This is a genomic window from Microbispora sp. NBRC 16548, assembly GCF_030268985.1.
Classification (GTDB): Bacteria; Actinomycetota; Actinomycetes; order Streptosporangiales; family Streptosporangiaceae; genus Microbispora; species Microbispora catharanthi.
This window is the reverse complement of sequence record NZ_BSSF01000022.1, coordinates 1-17,698: the sequence shown is the minus strand read 5'-3', so window position 1 is coordinate 17,698 and position 17,698 is coordinate 1. Positions and strand designations below refer to the sequence as shown.

Below are 17,698 nucleotides of genomic sequence, written 5' to 3'. Positions count from 1 at the left end.
GCGGTCAGCTACGGCATGGCAGCCGTGGTGCTTCAGAAGGAGAGACGATGGAACGCAGACGGTTCGCGCTCGCCGCGGCCTTAGCCATATCGGGGTGCCTCGCCGCGGCCTGCGGCGGGAACAGCGGTACGGGAGACGACAACTCCGGCGGCGGGAACAACGCAGCGGCGAAGCCGGTCATCGGCGTCGACTACCCGCGTTCCGATACGGACTTCTGGAACTCCTACATCAGCTACGTGCCGAAGTTCGCCGGCGAGCTGGGTGCGGAGGTCAAGACGACCAACTCCCAGAACGACATCGCCAAGCTCACCTCCAACGTGCAGACCCTGATGGGTCAGGGCGTGAAGGGCGTGGTGATGGCGCCGCAGGACACCGCGGCGGTGGCGCCCACGCTGCAGCAGCTCGAGACCAAGAAGATCCCCGCCGTGCTGGTCGACACCCGGCCCGACACCGGGAACGCCTTCATGGTCGTGCGCGCGGACAACCGCGCGTACGGGGAGAAGGCCTGCAAGTTCCTGGGCGAGAAGCTCGGCGGCAAGGGCAAGGTGGTCATGCTGGAGGGCGACCTGGCCTCCATCAACGGCCGCGACCGCACCGAGGCGTTCAACGACTGCATGAAGCAGAACTACCCCGGCATCAAGGTCTTCGGCGAGGCGACCAACTGGGACGGCGCCGTGGCCTCGCAGAAGCTCTCCACGGTCCTGACCGCGAACCCGGACGTCAAGGGCGTGTACATGCAGTCGAGCTTCGCGCTCGCCGGCACGCTGCAGGTGCTCAAGCAGCGCGACCTCCTGGTGCCGCCGGACGACCCCAAGCACGTCTTCGTCGTCTCCAACGACGGCATCCCGCAGGAGCTCAAGGACATCGCCGCCGGGAACATCGACGCGACCGTCTCCCAGCCCGCGGACCTGTACGCCAAGTGGGCGCTGTCGTACGCCCAGGCCGCGATCGAGGGCAAGACCTTCCAGCCGGGCAAGACCGATCACGACAGCACCATCATCCAGGTGCGGCCGGGCCTGCTGGAGGACCAGCTGTCCGCGCCGCTCGTCACCGCCGACGGCGGCACCTACGGCGGCATCCCCAGCGTCAAGCACGACGACAAGTCGCTGTGGGGCAACAACCTGAGCTGAGAGGGCGTGGCAATGGAAGAGTTCGCGGGAGGGCCCGCGAGCCCTCCACCCGCCCGTGACACCGGGCCGGACCCTACGGGCCGGCCCGCGGTCGCGGAGGCGGAGCGCATCACCAAGAGGTACGGCGAGACGACGGCGCTGGACCGCGCCCATATAACGATCAGGCCTGGGGAGACGCACGCCCTGGTCGGCCGCAACGGCGCGGGCAAGTCGACCCTGGTCTCCATCCTGACGGGCCTGCAGGCGCCCGACGAGGGCGAGGTCCGCTTCGCCGGGACCCCCGCTCCGCGGCTGTCGGACCGCGACGCCTGGCGTGAGCGGGTCGCCTGTGTCTACCAGAAGTCCACGATCATCCCTGAGCTGACCGTGGCGGAGAACCTCTACCTGAACCGGCACGATCGCAACCGGTTCGGGCTGGTCGGCTGGAAGGGCCTGTGGCGGAAGGCGGCCGAGCAGCTGGAGGCCTGGTCGGTGGACGTCGACGTACGCCGGCCGGCCGGTGAGCTCGGGGTGGAGCAGCGGCAGTTCGTGGAGATCGCCCGGGCGCTGTCGTTCGGCGCGAGGTTCATCATCCTCGACGAGCCCACCGCCCAGCTCGACGGCGCGGCGATCGCCCGCCTCTTCGACCGGATGCGGGCGATGCGCGAGCAGGGAGTCACCTTCCTGTTCATCAGCCACCACCTGCAGGAGATCTACGAGATCTGCGACACGGTCACCGTCTACCGGGACGCCCGGCACATCCTCACCGCGCCGGTGGCGGACCTGCCGCAGGGCGAGCTGGTGGCGGCGATGACCGGTGAGGCCGCCGGCCTGCGCGAGCACGCCGTCCGCCCGCCGGTCCCGGCGGAGACCCCGGTGGTCCTCGACGTACGGGGACTGTCCGACGGCGACGTCTACCAGGACGTCGACCTTCAGGTCCGGGCCGGGGAGATCGTGGGGCTGGCGGGCCTGGGCGGCAGCGGGAAGACCGAGCTCGCCGAGACCGTCGTCGGGCTGCGGGCCCCCCAGGAGGGGACCCTGGAGGTGGCCGGGAGCCGCCCCCGACCCGGAAGCGTGCCGGAGTCGCTGGCCGCCGGTGTGGGCTTCGTGCCTCGCGACCGCCACCATCAAGGGCTCGTCCCCCTGATGTCGATCGCGGACAACGCCACGATGACCGTGCCCGAGCGGCTCGGTCAGGCGGGCTTCGTCAGCGGCCGCCGCAAGGACGCGATGGCCCGCGAAATGATCAATAACCTCGCGATCAAGACACCCGGCCCGGACCTCCCCGTTTCCGGGCTGTCCGGCGGCAACCAGCAGAAGGTCGTCATGGCTCGGGCCCTGGCGAACGATCCCCGGCTGCTCGTGCTGATCACGCCGACCGCCGGGGTCGACGTCCGGTCGAAGGAGTTCCTGCTCGGCAAGGTCGAGGAGATCGCCGACACCGGGACCGGCGTCGTGATCGCCTCCGATGAACTTGACGACCTGCGGCTGTGCAACCGGGTGCTGGTGATGTTCCACGGCCGCGTCGTCGCGGAACTGGCCGCCGGCTGGCACGACCACGAGATGGTGGCCGCCATGGAAGGAGTCGACCTCGATGCCTGAGACCGCCGCACACGCCACGACGGGACAGCCACCGAGCCCGCCCGCGCCGGAAGAGGCCGCGGAAAGGCGCCGCCCGAAGATCCCCCTGGCGCGGCTGCGGGACTTCGCGCTCGTTCCCGCGGTCATCGTGATCGCGATCGTCGGGCAGATCGTCAACCCGATCTTCCTGCAGAGCGACAACCTGATCAACATCCTGCAGACGATGTCGGAGATCTCGCTCCTCGTCCTCGCGCAGACGCTCGTGCTGATCGCCGGCCGGATGGACCTCTCGCTGGAGTCGACCTTCGGGCTGGCGCCCGGCGTGGCCGCCTGGCTGACGGTCGCCAGCGGAACGGGGGCCGGGCTCGGGCTGCTGCCGGGAGCCTGGGGGATCCCCATCACCCTCGCGGTGGGGGTGCTGGTCGGGGTGGTGAACTCGCTGTTCATCGTCCGCTTCGGGCTCAACGGCTTCATCGTCACGCTGGGCATGCTCATCGTGCTGCGCGGCCTCCTCACCGGCATCTCCGGCGGGCAGACCTTCTTCAACCTCCCGCCGTCGATGACCTACTTCGGCTCCACGATGTGGCTCGGCGTGCCCGCGTCGATCTGGATCTGCCTGCTGCTGTTCGCGGCCGGCATCGTGGTCATGGGCTTCACCCGGTTCGGCCGGGCGCTCTACGCGATCGGCGGCAACGTCGACGCCGCCAGGGCGGCCGGTATACGCACCGACCGGGTGCTGTGGATCACGCTGATCTCCGCCAGCCTGCTGGCCGCGATCGGCGGTCTCCTGCTGACGGGCCGGCTCGCCTCCGTCGCCGCCGCCCAGGGGGACGGCGCGATCTTCACGGTGTTCGCCGCCGCCGTCATCGGCGGAGTCAGCCTCAACGGCGGCAAGGGCACCGTGTTCGGCGCGTTCACCGGCATCCTGCTGCTCTACATGATCCAGAACGTCCTCACCCTCGCGGGCGTCCCCGCGCAGTGGATCCAGGCGCTCAACGGGGCGATCATCCTCACCGCGCTCGCGATCTCCCGCCTCACCGGCGGCAAGTCGCAGGAATGACGAGAAGGGGAGGCCGGTCCCCGCGCCGGTCTCCCCCGCTCATCACCGCGTACGGGTCCGGGGTGTTCCATGTGGGCGCGGGTGCGCGGGTCCCCGCGCAGGCGACACAGGACGACGCGGTAGAGGGCGGCGTCGGCCTGCCGGTCACCTCCGCGGTTGTGCCGGTGCCGGGTGGTTGTGCCGGAGGAGGCCGGGATGGGGGCGGCGCCTTCAGACGCGAAACGGCCGGGTGATTCCCGCTTCGCCTGAAGGCGGGGATCACCCGGCCTTCCGGTTCAGGCCGGGGAGCGCGTCATGAGGGGAGCAACGGCAGCAGCGCGTTGAGGCGCCCGGACGCGAAACCGGACAGGTCCAGCGAACAGAAGGTGAAGCCCGCGCCGCGGACCGCGGCGTCGACGCGCTCGCGCAGCTCGCACGCCCGCGGGATTTCGGTGTGCGGGACCTCGACCCGGGCGAGTGTGCCGCCGGCGTGGGCGCGCACCCGGCACACCGGGAAGCCGAGCTCGCGCAGCGCGCCCTCGGCGGTCTCGATCCTGCGCAGAACCTCCGGCGTGACCGGATCGCCGTAGCTCACCCGCGAGGCCAGGCAGGGCGCGGCGGGCTTGTCCGCGGTGACCAGGCCGAGCTTCCGGCTGACCGCGCGGACGTCGGCCTTGGTGAGCCCGGCCTCCACCAGCGGTGCGATGGCCCCGCGCTCGGCTGCGGCCCGCTGCCCGGGGCGGTGGTCGCCGAGGTCGTCGAGGTTGGTGCCGAGCGCGATCCGGGCGCCCATGGCGGCCGCCAGCGGCGTGAGCGCGTCGAACAGCGCCGACTTGCAGTGGTAGCAGCGGTCGGCGCCGTTGGCGGCGTACTCGGGCCTGTCGGCCTCGTCCGTGCACACCTCCAGATGGGCGAGGCCGTGGGCTCGTGCGAAGTCGCGTGCCGTGGCCCGCTCGGAGGCGGCCAGACTGGGCGAGACGGCGGTGACGGCCAGTGCGCGCCTGCCGAGCACCCTCGCGGCGGCGAAGGCGAGCAACGCGGAGTCGGCGCCGCCGGAGTAGGCGACGACGACCGCGTCCTCACGGCGCAGCCGGTCCATCAGCCGGGCCATCAGCGGGTCCACGGCGTCGCTCACCGCGCCCGCCGCACTCACCCGGCCGGCGTCCGCCGTCTTCTCTCCCTCGGAAGCGGGACGATCAGCCACGGGCGGCCTCGCCCACGAAGGCACGCGAGCCGGTGAGGCTCTCCTCGACACCGAGGACGTGCAGGGCGGCGTGGAGCCGGGCCCGTTCGGAGTCCCGCGCCAGCAGAGACCGATGGACGGCCCGGTGCTCCCGGAGGGTGCGGTGAACGGCCTCGGGGTCGCTCATGCCCCGCCAGACGCGGGCTCGTACGGTGCGGCCGGACATGTTCTGGATGACGGCGGCGAGGACGGCGTTGCCGCAATGGGAGGCGATGAGGGCGTGAAAGTCCTGGTCGAGAGCGACCAGTTTCTCGTGGTCGACAGGATCGCAGGCGGCGACCGTCTCGGCCTCGTCGAGCAGATCGCCCAGGCGGACGAGATCGGCGTCCGGGATGCGCGTGGCCGCCTGCGCCGTCGCCTCCGCCTCCAGAATCCTGCGCACGTGCAGGAACTCCCCCGCCCCGGCGTCCAGGTGAATGTCGGCGACGAAACTCATCCCGTCGAGCAGCAGGTCGGGAGAGAGGCTGGTGACGTAGGTGCCGTCGCCCTGCCGCGTCTGCAGGACCCGCATGGCGACCAGCGCGCGTACGGCCTCGCGCAGCGTGTTCCGGGCGACACCGAGCTGTTCGGCCAGATTCTTCTCGACGGGGAGCTTCTGCCCCGGGCGCAGCTCCCCATCGATGATCATCTGCTTGATGGTGTCGATCGCCGTCTCGATGGCGCCCACGTCAGCCTCCCCATTGGTGGCCATCAGGGTAGCGGTACGCGTCGATCGACTCGGAGTGCATGCGAGCGCTGTAACCGGGCTTCTCAGGCAGCAGGTAGCGGCCGCGCTCGATGCGGACGGGGTCGGTGAAGTGCTCGTGCAGATGGTCGACGTATTCCAGGACGCGGCCCTCCAGACTGCCGCTCACGCACACGTAGTCGACGACGGCCATGTGCTGGACCAGCTCGCACAGGCCGACGCCGCCGGCGTGGGGGCAGACGGGCACGCCGAACTTGGCGGCCATGAGCAGGACCGGCACGATCTCGTTGACCGACGCGAGCCGGCAGGAGTCGATCTGGCAGAAGTCGATCGCGCCCGCCTGCAGGAGCTGCTTGAACATGACGCGGTTGTGGCAGTGCTCGCCGGTCGCGACGCCGACGGGGGCGATCGCCTTACGGATGGCGGCGTGGCCGAGCACGTCGTCGGGGCTGGTCGGCTCCTCGATCCACAGCGGCTCGTACGGCGCGAGCCGGTTGACCCACTCGATGGCCTGGGGCACGTCCCACACCTGGTTGGCGTCGATCATCAGGACGCGGTCGCCGAGCTCTTCCCGGGCGATCGACAGGCGCCGGATGTCGTCCTCGACGTTCGCGCCGACCTTGAGCTTGACGTGCGTCCAGCCGTCGGCCACGGCCTCACGGAGAAGGTGGCGCAGTTTGCCGTCGTCGTAGCCGAGCCAGCCCGGAGAAGTGTTGTAGGCGGGATAGCCGTGCTCGGCGAGCTCGGCGATCCGCTCCCCGCGTGTGGGGGCGAGCCGGGCCAGCATCTCGACGGCCTCGGCGGGGGTCAGCACGTCGGACAGGTAACGGAAGTCGCAGGCCGCGACCAGCTCCTCGGGCGTCATGTCGGCGACGAAGCGCCAGAGGGGTTTGCCGGCCCGGCGGGCCGCCAGGTCCCACGCCGCGTTGAGAACGCCCGCGGCGGACAGGTGCACCACGCCCTTCTCCGGCCCGAGCCAGCGCATCTGGCTGTCGGCCATGATCTCGCGGTAGAGCCCGCCGAGGTCGCCGGCCAGCTCGTCCACGTCGCGGCCGGCCAGCCGCGCCCCGATCTGCCGGGCGGCGGCCACGCACAGGTCGTTGCCCCGCCCGATGGTGAACGTCAGACCGTGCCCCGCCAGGTCGCCATCGTCGGTTTCCAGCACCACGTACGCCGCGGAGTAGTCGCCGTCCGGGTTCATGGCGTCCGAGCCGTCGAGCGTCGCGGAGGTCGGGAACCTGATGTCGATCACGTTCACAGAGGTGATCGTCGGCATGGGCGAACTCCAATTGATCCGATGAATGTGATTGGAACAGTAGGGTCACACTGGAAGAAGGTCAAGGCAAGTCGGCAGATATCCCATCAAAGGCTTTACTTCAACCCGATGAATCTGGCAGGCTCGGCACGGCACATGGCCCTGTGAACCAGCGGAGAGGCCAAGATCGTGAAGCTGTTGCGAGTGGGTCCCGTGGGCGAGGAGCGACCCTGCGTGCTCGCGCCCGACGGGCGGGTGTTCGACTTGTCGTCGTTGACGGCCGACATCGACGGCGCGTTCCTTTCTGAGGGAGGCGTCGAGCGGGTGCGGTCGGCTCTGGCGGAGGGCGGGCTGCCGGAGGCGGGGCCGTATGAGCGGGTGGGTGCGCCGGTGGCCAGGCCCGGCAAAATCATTTGTATCGGGCTCAACTATTCCGATCACGCGGAGGAGACGGGCGCGGCGATCCCGGCCGAGCCGGTGGTGTTCATGAAGGCGTCGAACACGGTGGTCGGCCCCGATGACGAGGTGCTGGTGCCGCGCCGGAGCGTGAAAACCGACTACGAGGTCGAACTGGCCGTGATCCTGGGCCGTACGGCGCGATACCTGGAATCCCCGGAGGCGGCGGCGGAGGTGATCGCGGGGTATGCGATCGCCAACGATGTGTCGGAGCGGGAGTTCCAGAACGAGCGCGGCGGCCAGTGGGACAAGGGCAAGTCGTGTGAAACGTTCAATCCGCTGGGTCCGTGGCTGGTGACGGCCGACGAGGTCGGCGATCCGCAGGCGCTGGGGTTGCGGTTGTGGGTGAACGGGGAGCTGCGGCAGAACGGGAACACCAAGAACCAGATCTTCGGGGTGCATCACGTGATCTGGTATCTCAGCCAGTTCATGGTGCTGGAGGCGGGTGACGTGGTGAACACCGGCACTCCGGCGGGGGTGGCGCTGGGCCGTGGCCCGCAGGCCTACCTGCGGGAGGGCGATGTGGTGGAGCTGGAGATCGACGGCCTGGGCCGCCAGCGCCAGCGTATGGGACAGGCATGAGTCGAGAGTTCGACGGCCTGGTGGCGATCGTCACCGGCGGGGCCTCGGGCATCGGCCGGGCGGTCGCCGAGGAGCTGACCGCCCGCGGCGCCCGCGTCGCCGTCCTGGACCTGAAGGACGCCGAGTTCGTCTGCGACGTGACCGACGACGTCTCCGTACGTGCGGCTGTCACGGCGGTGGCGGAGGCGTACGGCCGGATCGACGTGCTGGTGAACAACGCGGGCATCGGTGCGCAGGGCACGGTGGCCGACAACGACGACGCCGAGTGGCTGCGGGTGTTCGACGTGAACGTGGTGGGGGTCGCCCGGGTGACCCGGGCGGCGCTGCCGCACCTGCGCGAGTCGCCGCACGCCGCGATCGTCAACACCTGCTCGATCGCCGCGACGGCGGGCCTGCCGCAGCGGGCGGTGTATTCGGCGTCCAAGGGGGCGGTGCTCGCGCTGACCCGCGCGATGGCGGCCGACCACGTCCGCGAGGGCATCCGGGTCAACTGCGTCACCCCCGGCACCGTGGACACCCCCTGGGTCGGCCGGCTGCTGGACGCCGCCCCCGATCCGCAGGCCGAGCGGGCGGCGCTGTCCGCCCGCCAGCCGCACGGCCGCCTGGTGACGCCAAAGGAGGTCGCCCACGCGGTGGCCTATCTGGCGAGCCCGGGGGCGGGGTCCACGACCGGGATCGAGCTGGCCGTGGACGGCGGGATGTCGGGCCTGCGGCTGAGGCCGGTGACGTCGTGACGGCCGCCGCCGGTGGCCTGGCGGGCAGGCTGGGACGCTACGGGCTCGGCACGGCGCCGCTGGGTGGGCTGTTCGCGCCGGTGAGCGAGGAAGAGGCCGAGCAGGTGCTGGCCGCCGCGTGGGAGGCGGGGATCCGCTACTTCGACACCGCGCCGCACTACGGGAGCGGGCTGGCCGAGGAGCGTCTCGGGCGGTTCCTGCGCGCCCTACCCGAAGGCGCCGCCGAGGCGGTCGTCTCCACGAAGGTGGGCCGCGTTCTCGTCCCTGGTGAGGGCGAGGAGGAGGGGTTCCCCGGGCGGACCGGTTTCGTGCGGGTGCGGGACTACAGCCGTGAGGGTGTGCTGCGCTCGCTGGACGACAGTCTGCGGCGGACCGGGCTCGACCACTTCGACCTGGTGTTCATCCACGACCCGGACGACCACTGGGAGCAGGCCGCCGGCCAGGCGTACCCGGCGCTGGCCGAGCTGCGCGACCAGGGGGTGATCGGCGCGATCGGCGCCGGGATGAACCAGGCCGAGATGCTGACCCGGTTCGTCCGCGAGACCGACCTGGACGCCGTCCTGGTCGCGGGACGCTACACGCTGCTCGACCGCTCCGCCGCCGAACAGCTGCTGCCCGAGTGCGAACGGCGCGGTGTCGCCGTCGTCGCAGGCGGGGTGTTCAACAGCGGGATCCTCGCCGGCGGCACCACCTACGACTACGACGCCGCCCCGCCCGCCGTGCTGGAACGGGCACGCGAACTGGACCGGGTCTGCGCGTCGCACGGCGTGCCGCTGCCCGCCGCGGCCCTGCGCTTCCCCCACCGGCACCCGGCCGTCACCACGGTCCTGATCGGCGCACGCAGCGCGGAGGAGATCGTCGAGGATCTGGCGCTGGCGGCGGCCGACATCCCGGACGTGCTCTGGGAGGAACTGAACCATGCGGGTTGACCTCGCCTACGGCACCGGCGGCCTGGTCGTAGAGCTGCCGGACGACCGGACCACGGTCATCGCGCCGGTCGCCCGGCCCGCCGTGACGGACGAGGCCGCCGAACTGCGGCGGGCCCTGCGCGAACCCGTCGCGGGCCCGCCGCTGCGCGAGCGGGTGCGCCCCGGCCAGACGGTGGCGATCTCCGCCTGCGACGGTACGAGACCCCAGCCGCGGCACCTGATGATCCCGGCGATCCTGGCCGAACTGGACGGGATCGTCGATCTGGGCGACGTCGTGATCCTGGTGGCCACCGGCACCCACCGCGGCAACACCGGCGCCGAACTGCGCGCGATGTTCGGCGACCAAGTCGTGGACGCCGTGCGGATCGTCAACCACGACGCGCGCGACGCGTCGTCACTGAGGTGGATGGGCCGCCACGGCAAGGACGTACCGGTCTGGCTCAACCGGGAGTGGACCGACGCCGACGTACGGATCACGACCGGCTTCGTCGAGCCGCACTTCTTCGCCGGGTTCTCCGGCGGCCCCAAGCTGGTCGCGCCCGGGCTCGCCGCACTGGAGACCGTGCTGACCCTGCACGACGCGGCCCGCATCGGCGACCCCCGGGCCACCTGGGGTGTCGTCCAGGGCAATCCCGTCCACGACGACGTCCGCGCCATCGCCGCCGCGACCGGCGTCACCTTCGCCCTCGACGTCGTGCTCAACCGGGAGCAGAAGATCGTGCACGCGTTCGGCGGTGATCTGCTGCCGATGCACGCCGCCGCCACGGCCGCCGCCCGCGCCGCCGCGATGCGCCCGGTTCGCGAGCCCTTCGACGTGGTGGTGACGACGAACGCGGGCTTCCCGCTCGACCAGAACCTGTACCAGTCGGTGAAGGGGATGAGCGCCGCCGCCCAGGTCGTCAAACCCGGCGGGACCATCATCTGCGCCGCCGAGTGCCGGGACGGCTTCCCCGACCACGGCTCCTACCGGGACGTGCTCACCTCCGCCGCCTCTCCGGAGGCGCTGTTCGAGGAGATCTCCCGCCGCGCCGAGACCGTTCCCGACCAGTGGCAGGTCCAGATCCAGGCCCGCATCCAGCGGCACGCCAACGTGATCATGCACACGTCGTATCTGGGCGACGCCGACCTTGCCGCCGCCCACCTGGAGCAGACCGGCGACATCGCCGCCACGGTCCGCGCCCTGCCCGGACGGGTCTGCGTCCTGCCGGAAGGCCCTATGACGATCCCCTACCTCGCGGAAGAGTGACCGTGCTCCGCTACCCCCTGATCCACCCGCCGCTGCTGTCCGCGCTCGCGGCCACCGGTCACGGATCGCGCGTTCTGCTCGCCGACGCCAACTACGCCCACGCCACCAACGTGCGGGCCGGAGCCCCGGTGATCCATCTCAACCTGCGGCCCGGGCTGGTCCGCGTGGACGACGTCCTGGAGGTTCTCGCGGACGCCGTACCGCTGGAGTCGGTCCATTCGATGCGTCCCGACGAGGGCGGCGAGCCCGAGGTGCTGGCCCGCTACCGGGAGCTGCTCGGCCCGGGCCTGCCCATCGAGGCCATGGACCGGCTCGACTTCTATGAGGCCGCGAAACAGCCGGACGTCGCGTTCGCCGTCGCGACCGGCGACGACCGGCTTTACGCGAATCTCCTGCTGACCGTCGGATATATCGTCCCGGCATGAGCAAGTCGCTAGATCTCGGGTATGCGCGCGTCGACCTGGACCGGGAGACGCGCCAGGGGCTGCCCGAAGTGGTGTACGGCCCGGGCAAGCGGGTGAATGAGATCGCCGGGATCGTCACCACTCTGCTCGGCCGGAACACCGGGCCGGTTCTCGTGACGCGGGTCGAACCCGGCACGGCCGCCGCGGTGCGCGAGCTCGTCTCCGGCGGTGCGTACGACCCGGACGCCCTGCTGCTGGTCTGGCGGCCGGCGCGGCCGATCGAGCACACGGTGGCCGTGGTCACGGCGGGGACGGCGGACGGCCCCGTCGCGGCCGAGGCGGCGGCCGTCGCCTCCGCGCTCGGCCTGCGGACCGTCATGGTCAGGGACGTCGGGGTGGCCGGGCTGCACCGCGTGCTCGCCGCCGCAGACGACCTGCGCGCGGCCGACAGCGTGATCGTCATCGCCGGCATGGAGGGCGCACTGGCCAGCGTCGTCGGCGGTCTCGTCGAGACGCCCGTGATCGCGGTGCCCACCTCCACCGGATACGGCGCCGCGCTGGAGGGCGTGACGGCCCTGCTGGCCATGCTGACCTCCTGCGCCGCCGGGCTGACCGTCGTGAACATCGACTCCGGCTTCGGCGCCGCCCTCGCGGCCTACCGCCTCACGAGGAGGACGTCCCGGTGATCCTCTGCCTCAACCCCTTCACCGGACTCGCGGGCGACATGCTGCTCGGCGCGCTGCTCGACGCCGGCGCCTCGCTCGACGCCGTACGGCAGGCGGTCGCCGCGACCGGGCTCACCGGCTGGCGGCTCGACGCCGAACGGGTGCGCACCGGAGCCCTGACCGCCACCCGCGTGCGGATCGAGGTCGACGACGACGCCACCGAGCGCCCGGCCGCGCAGCTGATCGCGATGGCGGCCCGGACCGGCCTGACCGTGGCGGAGGCGGCGCTGACCGCGATCGCCGAGGTGGAGGGCGCGCTGCACGGCGTGCCGGCCGCCGACGTCCACCTGCACGAACTCGGCGGGCACGACACCCTCATCGACATCGTCGGATGCGCGGCGGCGCTGCGCGATCTCCGGGTGACGCGAGTGCACTCCGCGCCGCTGCCGCTTGGCGGCGGCACGGTGCACACCCGCCACGGCGTGCTGCCCGTCCCGGCTCCCGCCACGCTCGCGCTGCTGAAGGGCGCACGGGTGCGGGGCGGGGAGGCGGGAGAGGCGGTCACGCCGACGGGGGCGGCCCTGCTGCGCGCCGCAGGCACGGCGTACGGCCCGGCTCCGGAGATGGCCCTGCGCGCCACGGGGTACGGCGCGGGCGGCCGCGTGCTGCCCGACCGGCCCAACGTGACCGTGGCCATGCTCGGAGAGCCGGTGGCCGAGACCGGCACCCAGATCGTCCTGTCGACGAACCTCGACGACGTGACCGGGGAGGTCCTCGGGCACGTCATCGAGCGAGCCCTCGCGGCGGGCGCGGCGGACGCCTGGATCACGCCCGCCGTCATGAAGAAGGGGCGCCCCGCGCACGTCCTGCACGTCCTCACACCCTTTGAGCTGGCCGACGACCTGCAGAACCTGGTCTTCGCCGAGACGGGGAGCCTGGGCCTGCGACGCGGCGCGGTGGAGAAGGTCGCCCTGCCCCGGCACTTCGAGACCGTGCGCCTGCACGGCCGGGACGTCCGGATCAAGCACGGGCCGTGGGGGGTCAAACCCGAGTACGACGACCTGGCCGCCCTGGCCGAGGCCACCGGCAGACCGTTACAGGAACTGGCACGAGAGGCTTTCGACGCGCTGTGACTTCCACCGTGACCTCCACTGTGACCTCCACTGTGACCTCCACTGTGACCTCCGCTGCGACTCCCCCCGCGGCTCCGAGCGTGACCCGCATCGACGCCCACCACCACCTGTGGGACCTCTCCCAGCGCCCGCAGACGTGGCTGGATCCCCCGGAGATGGCTCCCATCCGCCGCGACTTCACCCTTGCCGACTACGCCTCCGCCGCGGCCGGCACGGACATCGGCCGCTCCGTGCTCGTGCAGGTGCTGGGCGACGCGGAGGAGACGCGCGAGTTCCTGGCGCTGGCGGCGCGGTCACGGACCGTCGCCGCGGTGGTCGGATGGACCGACCTGACCCGGCCCGATCTCGCCGACGAGCTCGCCGCCCTGGCCGCCTCGCCCGGTGGTGCCCTGTTGCACGGGATCCGCCACCTGGTGCAGGGCGAATCCGACCCGCGCTGGCTGGCCCGCGACGACGTGCGCCGCGGGCTGCGGCAGGTCGCGGCGGCCGGACTCGCCTACGACCTGCTCGTCCTGCCGCACCAGCTGCCCGCCGCGATCGAGACCGTACGCGCCGTGCCCGAGCTGACCTTCGTCCTCGACCACCTCGCGAAACCGCCGATCGCGTCCGGAGAGCTCGACCCCTGGGCGGGTCTCATCCGTGAGCTCGCCGCGGAGCCCAACGTGACGGCCAAACTCTCCGGCCTGATCACCGAGGCGGCGTGGGACGACTGGAACGCCGCCGCGCTGCGCCCGTACGTCGACGTGGCGCTCGACGCGTTCGGTCCGTCTCGTCTCATGTTCGGCTCCGACTGGCCGGTCTGTCTCCTCGCCGGCTCCCTGCCCCTCTGGACCGAGACGGTCTCGGCGCTCCTCACGGATGCCGGACTGACGGCCGCCGACCGCGAGGCCGTCTTCCGCGACACGGCGACACGGGTCTACCGCCTGGAGGGGTGAGCCCCCTGGGGAGCCGGAGACCGGCACGAAGACGACACGACCTCCGGGCCGCGGCGGCCGGGTCAGCGCGGTCAGCAGGTGACCGTATGCGTCGGCATGTGTCGGCACTTCCTCGTGTTAGTCATCCCATGAAACAAGGGTGCAGCGCATGCGAGGATGCGCGGCATGTCCGAGGGGTACGGCCGGACATGTACGTTTCACGAGTCCCGCACCCGCGGCCCCGGATCTACCGGCGACCGCGATCAGGCGTTCCCGAGTGGCCTTCCGAGCGCGCGGCACGCTCGAAATACTGGACCGACCAGGAATGACGTCGCCCGGCGCGGTCCGCGGCCACCTCTCGCCACTGGGCACGCCAACCGCGCGCCCCGCGCCACCGCCCGACTATGAGCCGGTTGGGAACTTGACGGCGAACAGGGCTCTTCGTACTGTCCGCCTACGAAGACGTCCTATGTCTAGGACGGACGATTCTCCGGATTTGGAAAGGCGCTCGACGTCGCCGCCGGGTCGGCGACGGCCCCTCCCGTGAATCCGCCCCCTGGAGGACCAACAGCATGCGACTCAAGTTCCATCGGTTACGCATGGCACTCGCGGCCGCGGCCGGCGTCGGCGTCGGCGCCGCCCTCATCGGTGTCCCGTCCGCCCATGCCGCCGCCGGCTGTCAGGTCACCTACACGGTGACCAACCAGTGGCCAGGTGGCTTCGGCACCAATGTGAGCGTTAACAACATCGGCGACCCCGTCAACGGCTGGAAGCTGACCTGGTCGTTCGGCGGCGGGCAGACGATCAGCCAGTTGTGGAACGGCAGCTACACCCAGTCGGGCGCGCAGGTCACGGTGAGCGACGCGGGCTACAACGCGTCCATACCGACCGGCGGCAGCACGAGCTTCGGCTTCAACGGCACGTTGAGCGGCTCGGCCAACCCGGTGCCGACGGACTTCGTTCTCAACGGCACCCCCTGCACGGGCACCGTCACCACCAGCCCCTCCCCCAGCCCCTCCGTCAGCCCCTCGGCCAGCCCCTCGGCCAGCCCCTCGGCCAGCCCGTCGGTCAGCCCCTCGGTCAGCCCCTCGGCGTCCCCGAGTCCGTCGGTGTCGCCGAGCGGAAACTCGACGGCGTGGCAGAACGGGAAGTTCGTCGTGGACGTCCCGAACGTGGTGCGCCGGTCGAACATCGTGCTCAGCAAGGCCAACACCAGCTCCACCCAGTTCGTCCCACTGGGCAACGGCGCCCTCGGCGCCCCCGCCTGGGGCGGAGGTGGGTTCACCGCGCAGCTCAACCGCAACGACACCTTCCCCGACCGCAAGTCGCCGGGCCAGGTCGTGATTCCCGGGCTGAGCAGGCTCACCGGGGCGTCGGACTTCAAGGGCTACTTCGACCTGTACGACGGGACGCTGTACGAGTCCGGCGGCGGCATGACGCTGAAGGCCTACGTACGGGCCGACACCTCTCAGCTGGTGGTGGACGTCACCGGCGCCGACCCCAACAGCTCCCAGACCGCGCAGGTGAAGCTGTGGAGCCCGCGCAACCCCAGGGCCGAGGCGTCCGGATCGGTGGCGACGCTGTCGGAGTCCTGGACCGACGGCGGGACGTGGGCCTCCGGCCAGACGTTCGGCACCATGGCGGGCGTCAGCGCGGGCGGGCGCAACGTGCGGGCGTCCAATCCCGACTCGCGGACCGCGCAGGTGAGCTTCCAGCCCAACAGCGACGGGTCGTTCCGGGTGATCGTGGTGTCCCCCGGCTGGAAGGGCGGCAACGCGCTGACCACGGCGACCGGCCTGCTGGGCACCGATCTCACCCGCGGCTCGGCGGACCTGGCCGCGAGCACCTTGTCGTGGTGGCACGACTACTGGAACTCGGTCGGCCTCATCAAGATCACCTCTGGTGACGGGTCGGGCGAGTACTTCGAGAACATGCGGACGCTGTACCTGTACGCGATCGCCGCGAGCAACCGCGACACCCTGCCGGGCACCCAGGCCGGTGAGGCCAACCTGTTCAACGTCGGCCAGGACACCCAGCCCTGGTACCCGGCCGGATACTGGTTCTGGAACCTGCGGATGATGATCCAGGCCAACCTGTCGGCCGGGGCGTTCTCGCTGAACACGCCGATGTTCACCCTCTACCGCACCAACCTGTCCAACATCGCCGCCTGGACGTCCGCGCGCTACCCGGGGCACGAGGGCATCTGCGTGCCGGAGACCATGCGCTTCAACGGCAACGGCAGCTGGTATTCGGGCAACGAGTCCTGCGACTCGACCATCGCCCCCTCCTACAACTCCCAGACCGTCACCTCCGGGGCGGAGATCGGCCTGTGGATCTGGCAGACCTACCTGGCCACCGACGACCGGTCGTTCCTGTCGGCGAACTACCCGGTCATGCGGGACTCGGCGAAGTTCCTGCTGTCGCACGCCAAGGCGGGATCCGACGGCCTGCTGCACACTCACTCCAACGCCCACGAGACTCAGTGGTCGGTCGACGACCCGATCACCGACGTCGCCGCGATGCAGGCGCTGTTCCCGGTGACGGTGCAGGCGGCCCAGACCCTCGGCGTCGACTCCGACCTGGTCGGCCGCCTGCAGACGGCGATCCCGAAGATCCGGCCGCTGCCCCGCACCGACTTCGGTCAGACCCAGGTGCTGAGCCCGTCCTCCGACTCCGCCGGTAACGACATGCTCGCCCTGTCGGCGCAGCCCACCGCGGCCAAGCACAACGTCGAGAACCTCGGCCTGGAGCCGGTGTGGCCGTACAACCTCATCGGCGACAGCGGCAACCAGTCCGACCTGGCCAAGCGCACCTTCAGCCACCGCAGCTACATCACCGAGACCGACTGGAGCTTCGACGCGCTGCACGCCGCCCGGCTCGGCCTGGGCAACGACATGCGCACCGCGCTGATCGCCAACGTCAACAAGTACCAGGTCTTCCCCAACGGGTTCGCCAGCTGGGATCCCAGTAAGCTGACCAACCCCTACCTGGAGCAGCTGGGCGTCACCGCCGCCGCGGTCACCGAGGGCCTGGTGCAGGACTACGACGGCACCCTGCGCATCGCTCCCGGCTGGCCGAGCACCTGGAACGCCGACGGCACCGTCTACATCCAGCACAAGGGCAAGGCCCACGTCCAGATCCGCAACGGCACCCTGGTCACCGTCGCCGTCGAAGCCGGCGCCGACGGCACCATCACCGTCCGCAACCCCTGGCCCGGCCAGAACGTCACCGTCGTGAACGGTGGCGGCACCACCGTGCTGGCGAACCAGACCGGCGCCACCATCGCCATCCCCGCACAGGCCGGCACCTCCTACCTCATCCAGCGGGCCTCCAACCCCACTACCTCCCTCCCCTACTGGCCGGTCGGCGGCAGCCCCGCCACCACGGCCAAGCACCTCGGCAGCCGCAGCATCGGACTCTGATCCCAAGAATCGGTCACCCCTGCCGGCGAGCGAATCTCGGGACCCGGGTGGGCGCGATGCCGCCCACCCGGCGCCGAGCGGTGGATCATGGAATAGGCCAAGGCCCGCAACCGACGGCCCTCGGGATCGGCGTATCCGTCCCCGAGGGCCGTCGGTGGTGTCAGGTCGGTGGTGTCAGGGGGTGGTGAGGTCGAAGCGGTTGACGGTGACCGCGCCGCCCAGGGACTGGGTGGCGTAGTTGAAGATGGCGAAGCGGTAGCCCATGAAGAACTGCCAGGCGTTGCCCATGGTGAAGGCCGGT

The 17,698-nt window shown here is 71.1% G+C and carries 15 protein-coding genes and 1 pseudogene; 12 read left to right on the top strand and 4 right to left on the bottom strand.

Translation table 11 applies throughout. The annotated features are described in order from the left end of the window. Positions 1-47 precede the first annotated feature (47 nt). The 3 genes from QSK36_RS38705 to QSK36_RS38695 are packed head-to-tail and all read left to right on the top strand — an operon-like array spanning position 48 to position 3,750. The gene (locus QSK36_RS38705; protein WP_183542150.1) at positions 48-1,130 is read left to right on the top strand and encodes a sugar ABC transporter substrate-binding protein; all 1,083 of its coding nucleotides are present in this window, start codon (positions 48-50) and stop codon (positions 1,128-1,130) included. Positions 1,131-1,142: 12 nt separating this feature from the next. Then, positions 1,143-2,711, top strand: coding sequence for a sugar ABC transporter ATP-binding protein (locus QSK36_RS38700; protein ID WP_285785823.1), 1,569 nt, complete (start codon positions 1,143-1,145; stop codon positions 2,709-2,711). Beyond that, positions 2,704-3,750, top strand: a complete 1,047-nt coding sequence (locus QSK36_RS38695) for an ABC transporter permease (RefSeq protein WP_183542146.1) — start codon at positions 2,704-2,706, stop codon at positions 3,748-3,750. The genes QSK36_RS38700 and QSK36_RS38695 overlap by 8 nt, the downstream gene beginning before the upstream one ends. Before the next feature lie 71 nt (positions 3,751-3,821). Here QSK36_RS38695 and QSK36_RS38690 read toward each other — a convergent pair. The 4 genes and pseudogenes from QSK36_RS38690 to QSK36_RS38675 form a co-directional block, all read right to left on the bottom strand. Beyond that, positions 3,822-3,959: pseudogene (locus tag QSK36_RS38690) on the bottom strand (transposase); the annotation flags it as partial. 83 nt (positions 3,960-4,042) lie between these two features. Continuing rightward, on the bottom strand, positions 4,043-4,933 hold the full coding sequence (gene larE, locus QSK36_RS38685; RefSeq protein WP_221264301.1) for an ATP-dependent sacrificial sulfur transferase LarE: 891 nt from the start codon (positions 4,931-4,933) through the stop codon (positions 4,043-4,045). Further along, a complete protein-coding gene (locus tag QSK36_RS38680; protein ID WP_285785822.1) occupies positions 4,926-5,639 on the bottom strand; it encodes a FadR/GntR family transcriptional regulator in 714 nt (237 codons plus the stop codon). The genes larE and QSK36_RS38680 overlap by 8 nt, the downstream gene beginning before the upstream one ends. A gap of 1 nt (position 5,640) precedes the next feature. Then, positions 5,641-6,933 carry an L-fuconate dehydratase gene (locus QSK36_RS38675; RefSeq protein ID WP_285785821.1) on the bottom strand — a complete coding sequence of 431 codons (1,293 nt, stop codon included), beginning with the start codon at positions 6,931-6,933 and terminating at the stop codon, positions 5,641-5,643. 168 nt (positions 6,934-7,101) lie between these two features. On the opposite strand from QSK36_RS38675, the gene QSK36_RS38670 reads away from it, so the two are divergent. The 9 genes from QSK36_RS38670 (at position 7,102) to QSK36_RS38630 (ending at position 17,397) form a co-directional block, all read left to right on the top strand. Next, on the top strand, positions 7,102-7,950 hold the full coding sequence (locus tag QSK36_RS38670) for a fumarylacetoacetate hydrolase family protein (protein ID WP_285785820.1): 849 nt from the start codon (positions 7,102-7,104) through the stop codon (positions 7,948-7,950). After that, a complete protein-coding gene (locus tag QSK36_RS38665) occupies positions 7,947-8,684 on the top strand; it encodes an SDR family NAD(P)-dependent oxidoreductase (protein WP_285785819.1) in 738 nt (245 codons plus the stop codon). The genes QSK36_RS38670 and QSK36_RS38665 overlap by 4 nt, the downstream gene beginning before the upstream one ends. Beyond that, positions 8,681-9,613, top strand: coding sequence for an aldo/keto reductase (locus tag QSK36_RS38660; RefSeq protein WP_285785818.1), 933 nt, complete (start codon positions 8,681-8,683; stop codon positions 9,611-9,613). Before QSK36_RS38665 ends, QSK36_RS38660 begins: the two co-directional genes overlap by 4 nt. Next, positions 9,603-10,859, top strand: a complete 1,257-nt coding sequence (larA, locus tag QSK36_RS38655) for a nickel-dependent lactate racemase (RefSeq protein ID WP_285785817.1) — start codon at positions 9,603-9,605, stop codon at positions 10,857-10,859. The genes QSK36_RS38660 and larA overlap by 11 nt, the downstream gene beginning before the upstream one ends. Before the next feature lie 2 nt (positions 10,860-10,861). Beyond that, complete coding sequence (locus QSK36_RS38650; RefSeq protein ID WP_285785816.1) at positions 10,862-11,284, top strand: RbsD/FucU family protein; 423 nt, start codon at positions 10,862-10,864, stop codon at positions 11,282-11,284. Continuing rightward, a complete protein-coding gene (gene larB / locus QSK36_RS38645; protein WP_285785815.1) occupies positions 11,281-11,949 on the top strand; it encodes a nickel pincer cofactor biosynthesis protein LarB in 669 nt (222 codons plus the stop codon). Before QSK36_RS38650 ends, larB begins: the two co-directional genes overlap by 4 nt. Beyond that, positions 11,946-13,061 (top strand): nickel pincer cofactor biosynthesis protein LarC, encoded by a 1,116-nt coding sequence (larC, locus tag QSK36_RS38640; RefSeq protein ID WP_285785814.1) that lies wholly within the window; start codon positions 11,946-11,948, stop codon positions 13,059-13,061. Before larB ends, larC begins: the two co-directional genes overlap by 4 nt. Before the next feature lie 80 nt (positions 13,062-13,141). Beyond that, on the top strand, positions 13,142-13,996 hold the full coding sequence (locus tag QSK36_RS38635) for an amidohydrolase family protein (protein WP_285785813.1): 855 nt from the start codon (positions 13,142-13,144) through the stop codon (positions 13,994-13,996). A 551-nt stretch (positions 13,997-14,547) separates the two neighbouring features. Next, the gene (locus QSK36_RS38630) at positions 14,548-17,397 is read left to right on the top strand and encodes a cellulose-binding domain-containing protein (RefSeq protein ID WP_285785812.1); all 2,850 of its coding nucleotides are present in this window, start codon (positions 14,548-14,550) and stop codon (positions 17,395-17,397) included. Positions 17,398-17,698 lie beyond the last annotated feature (301 nt).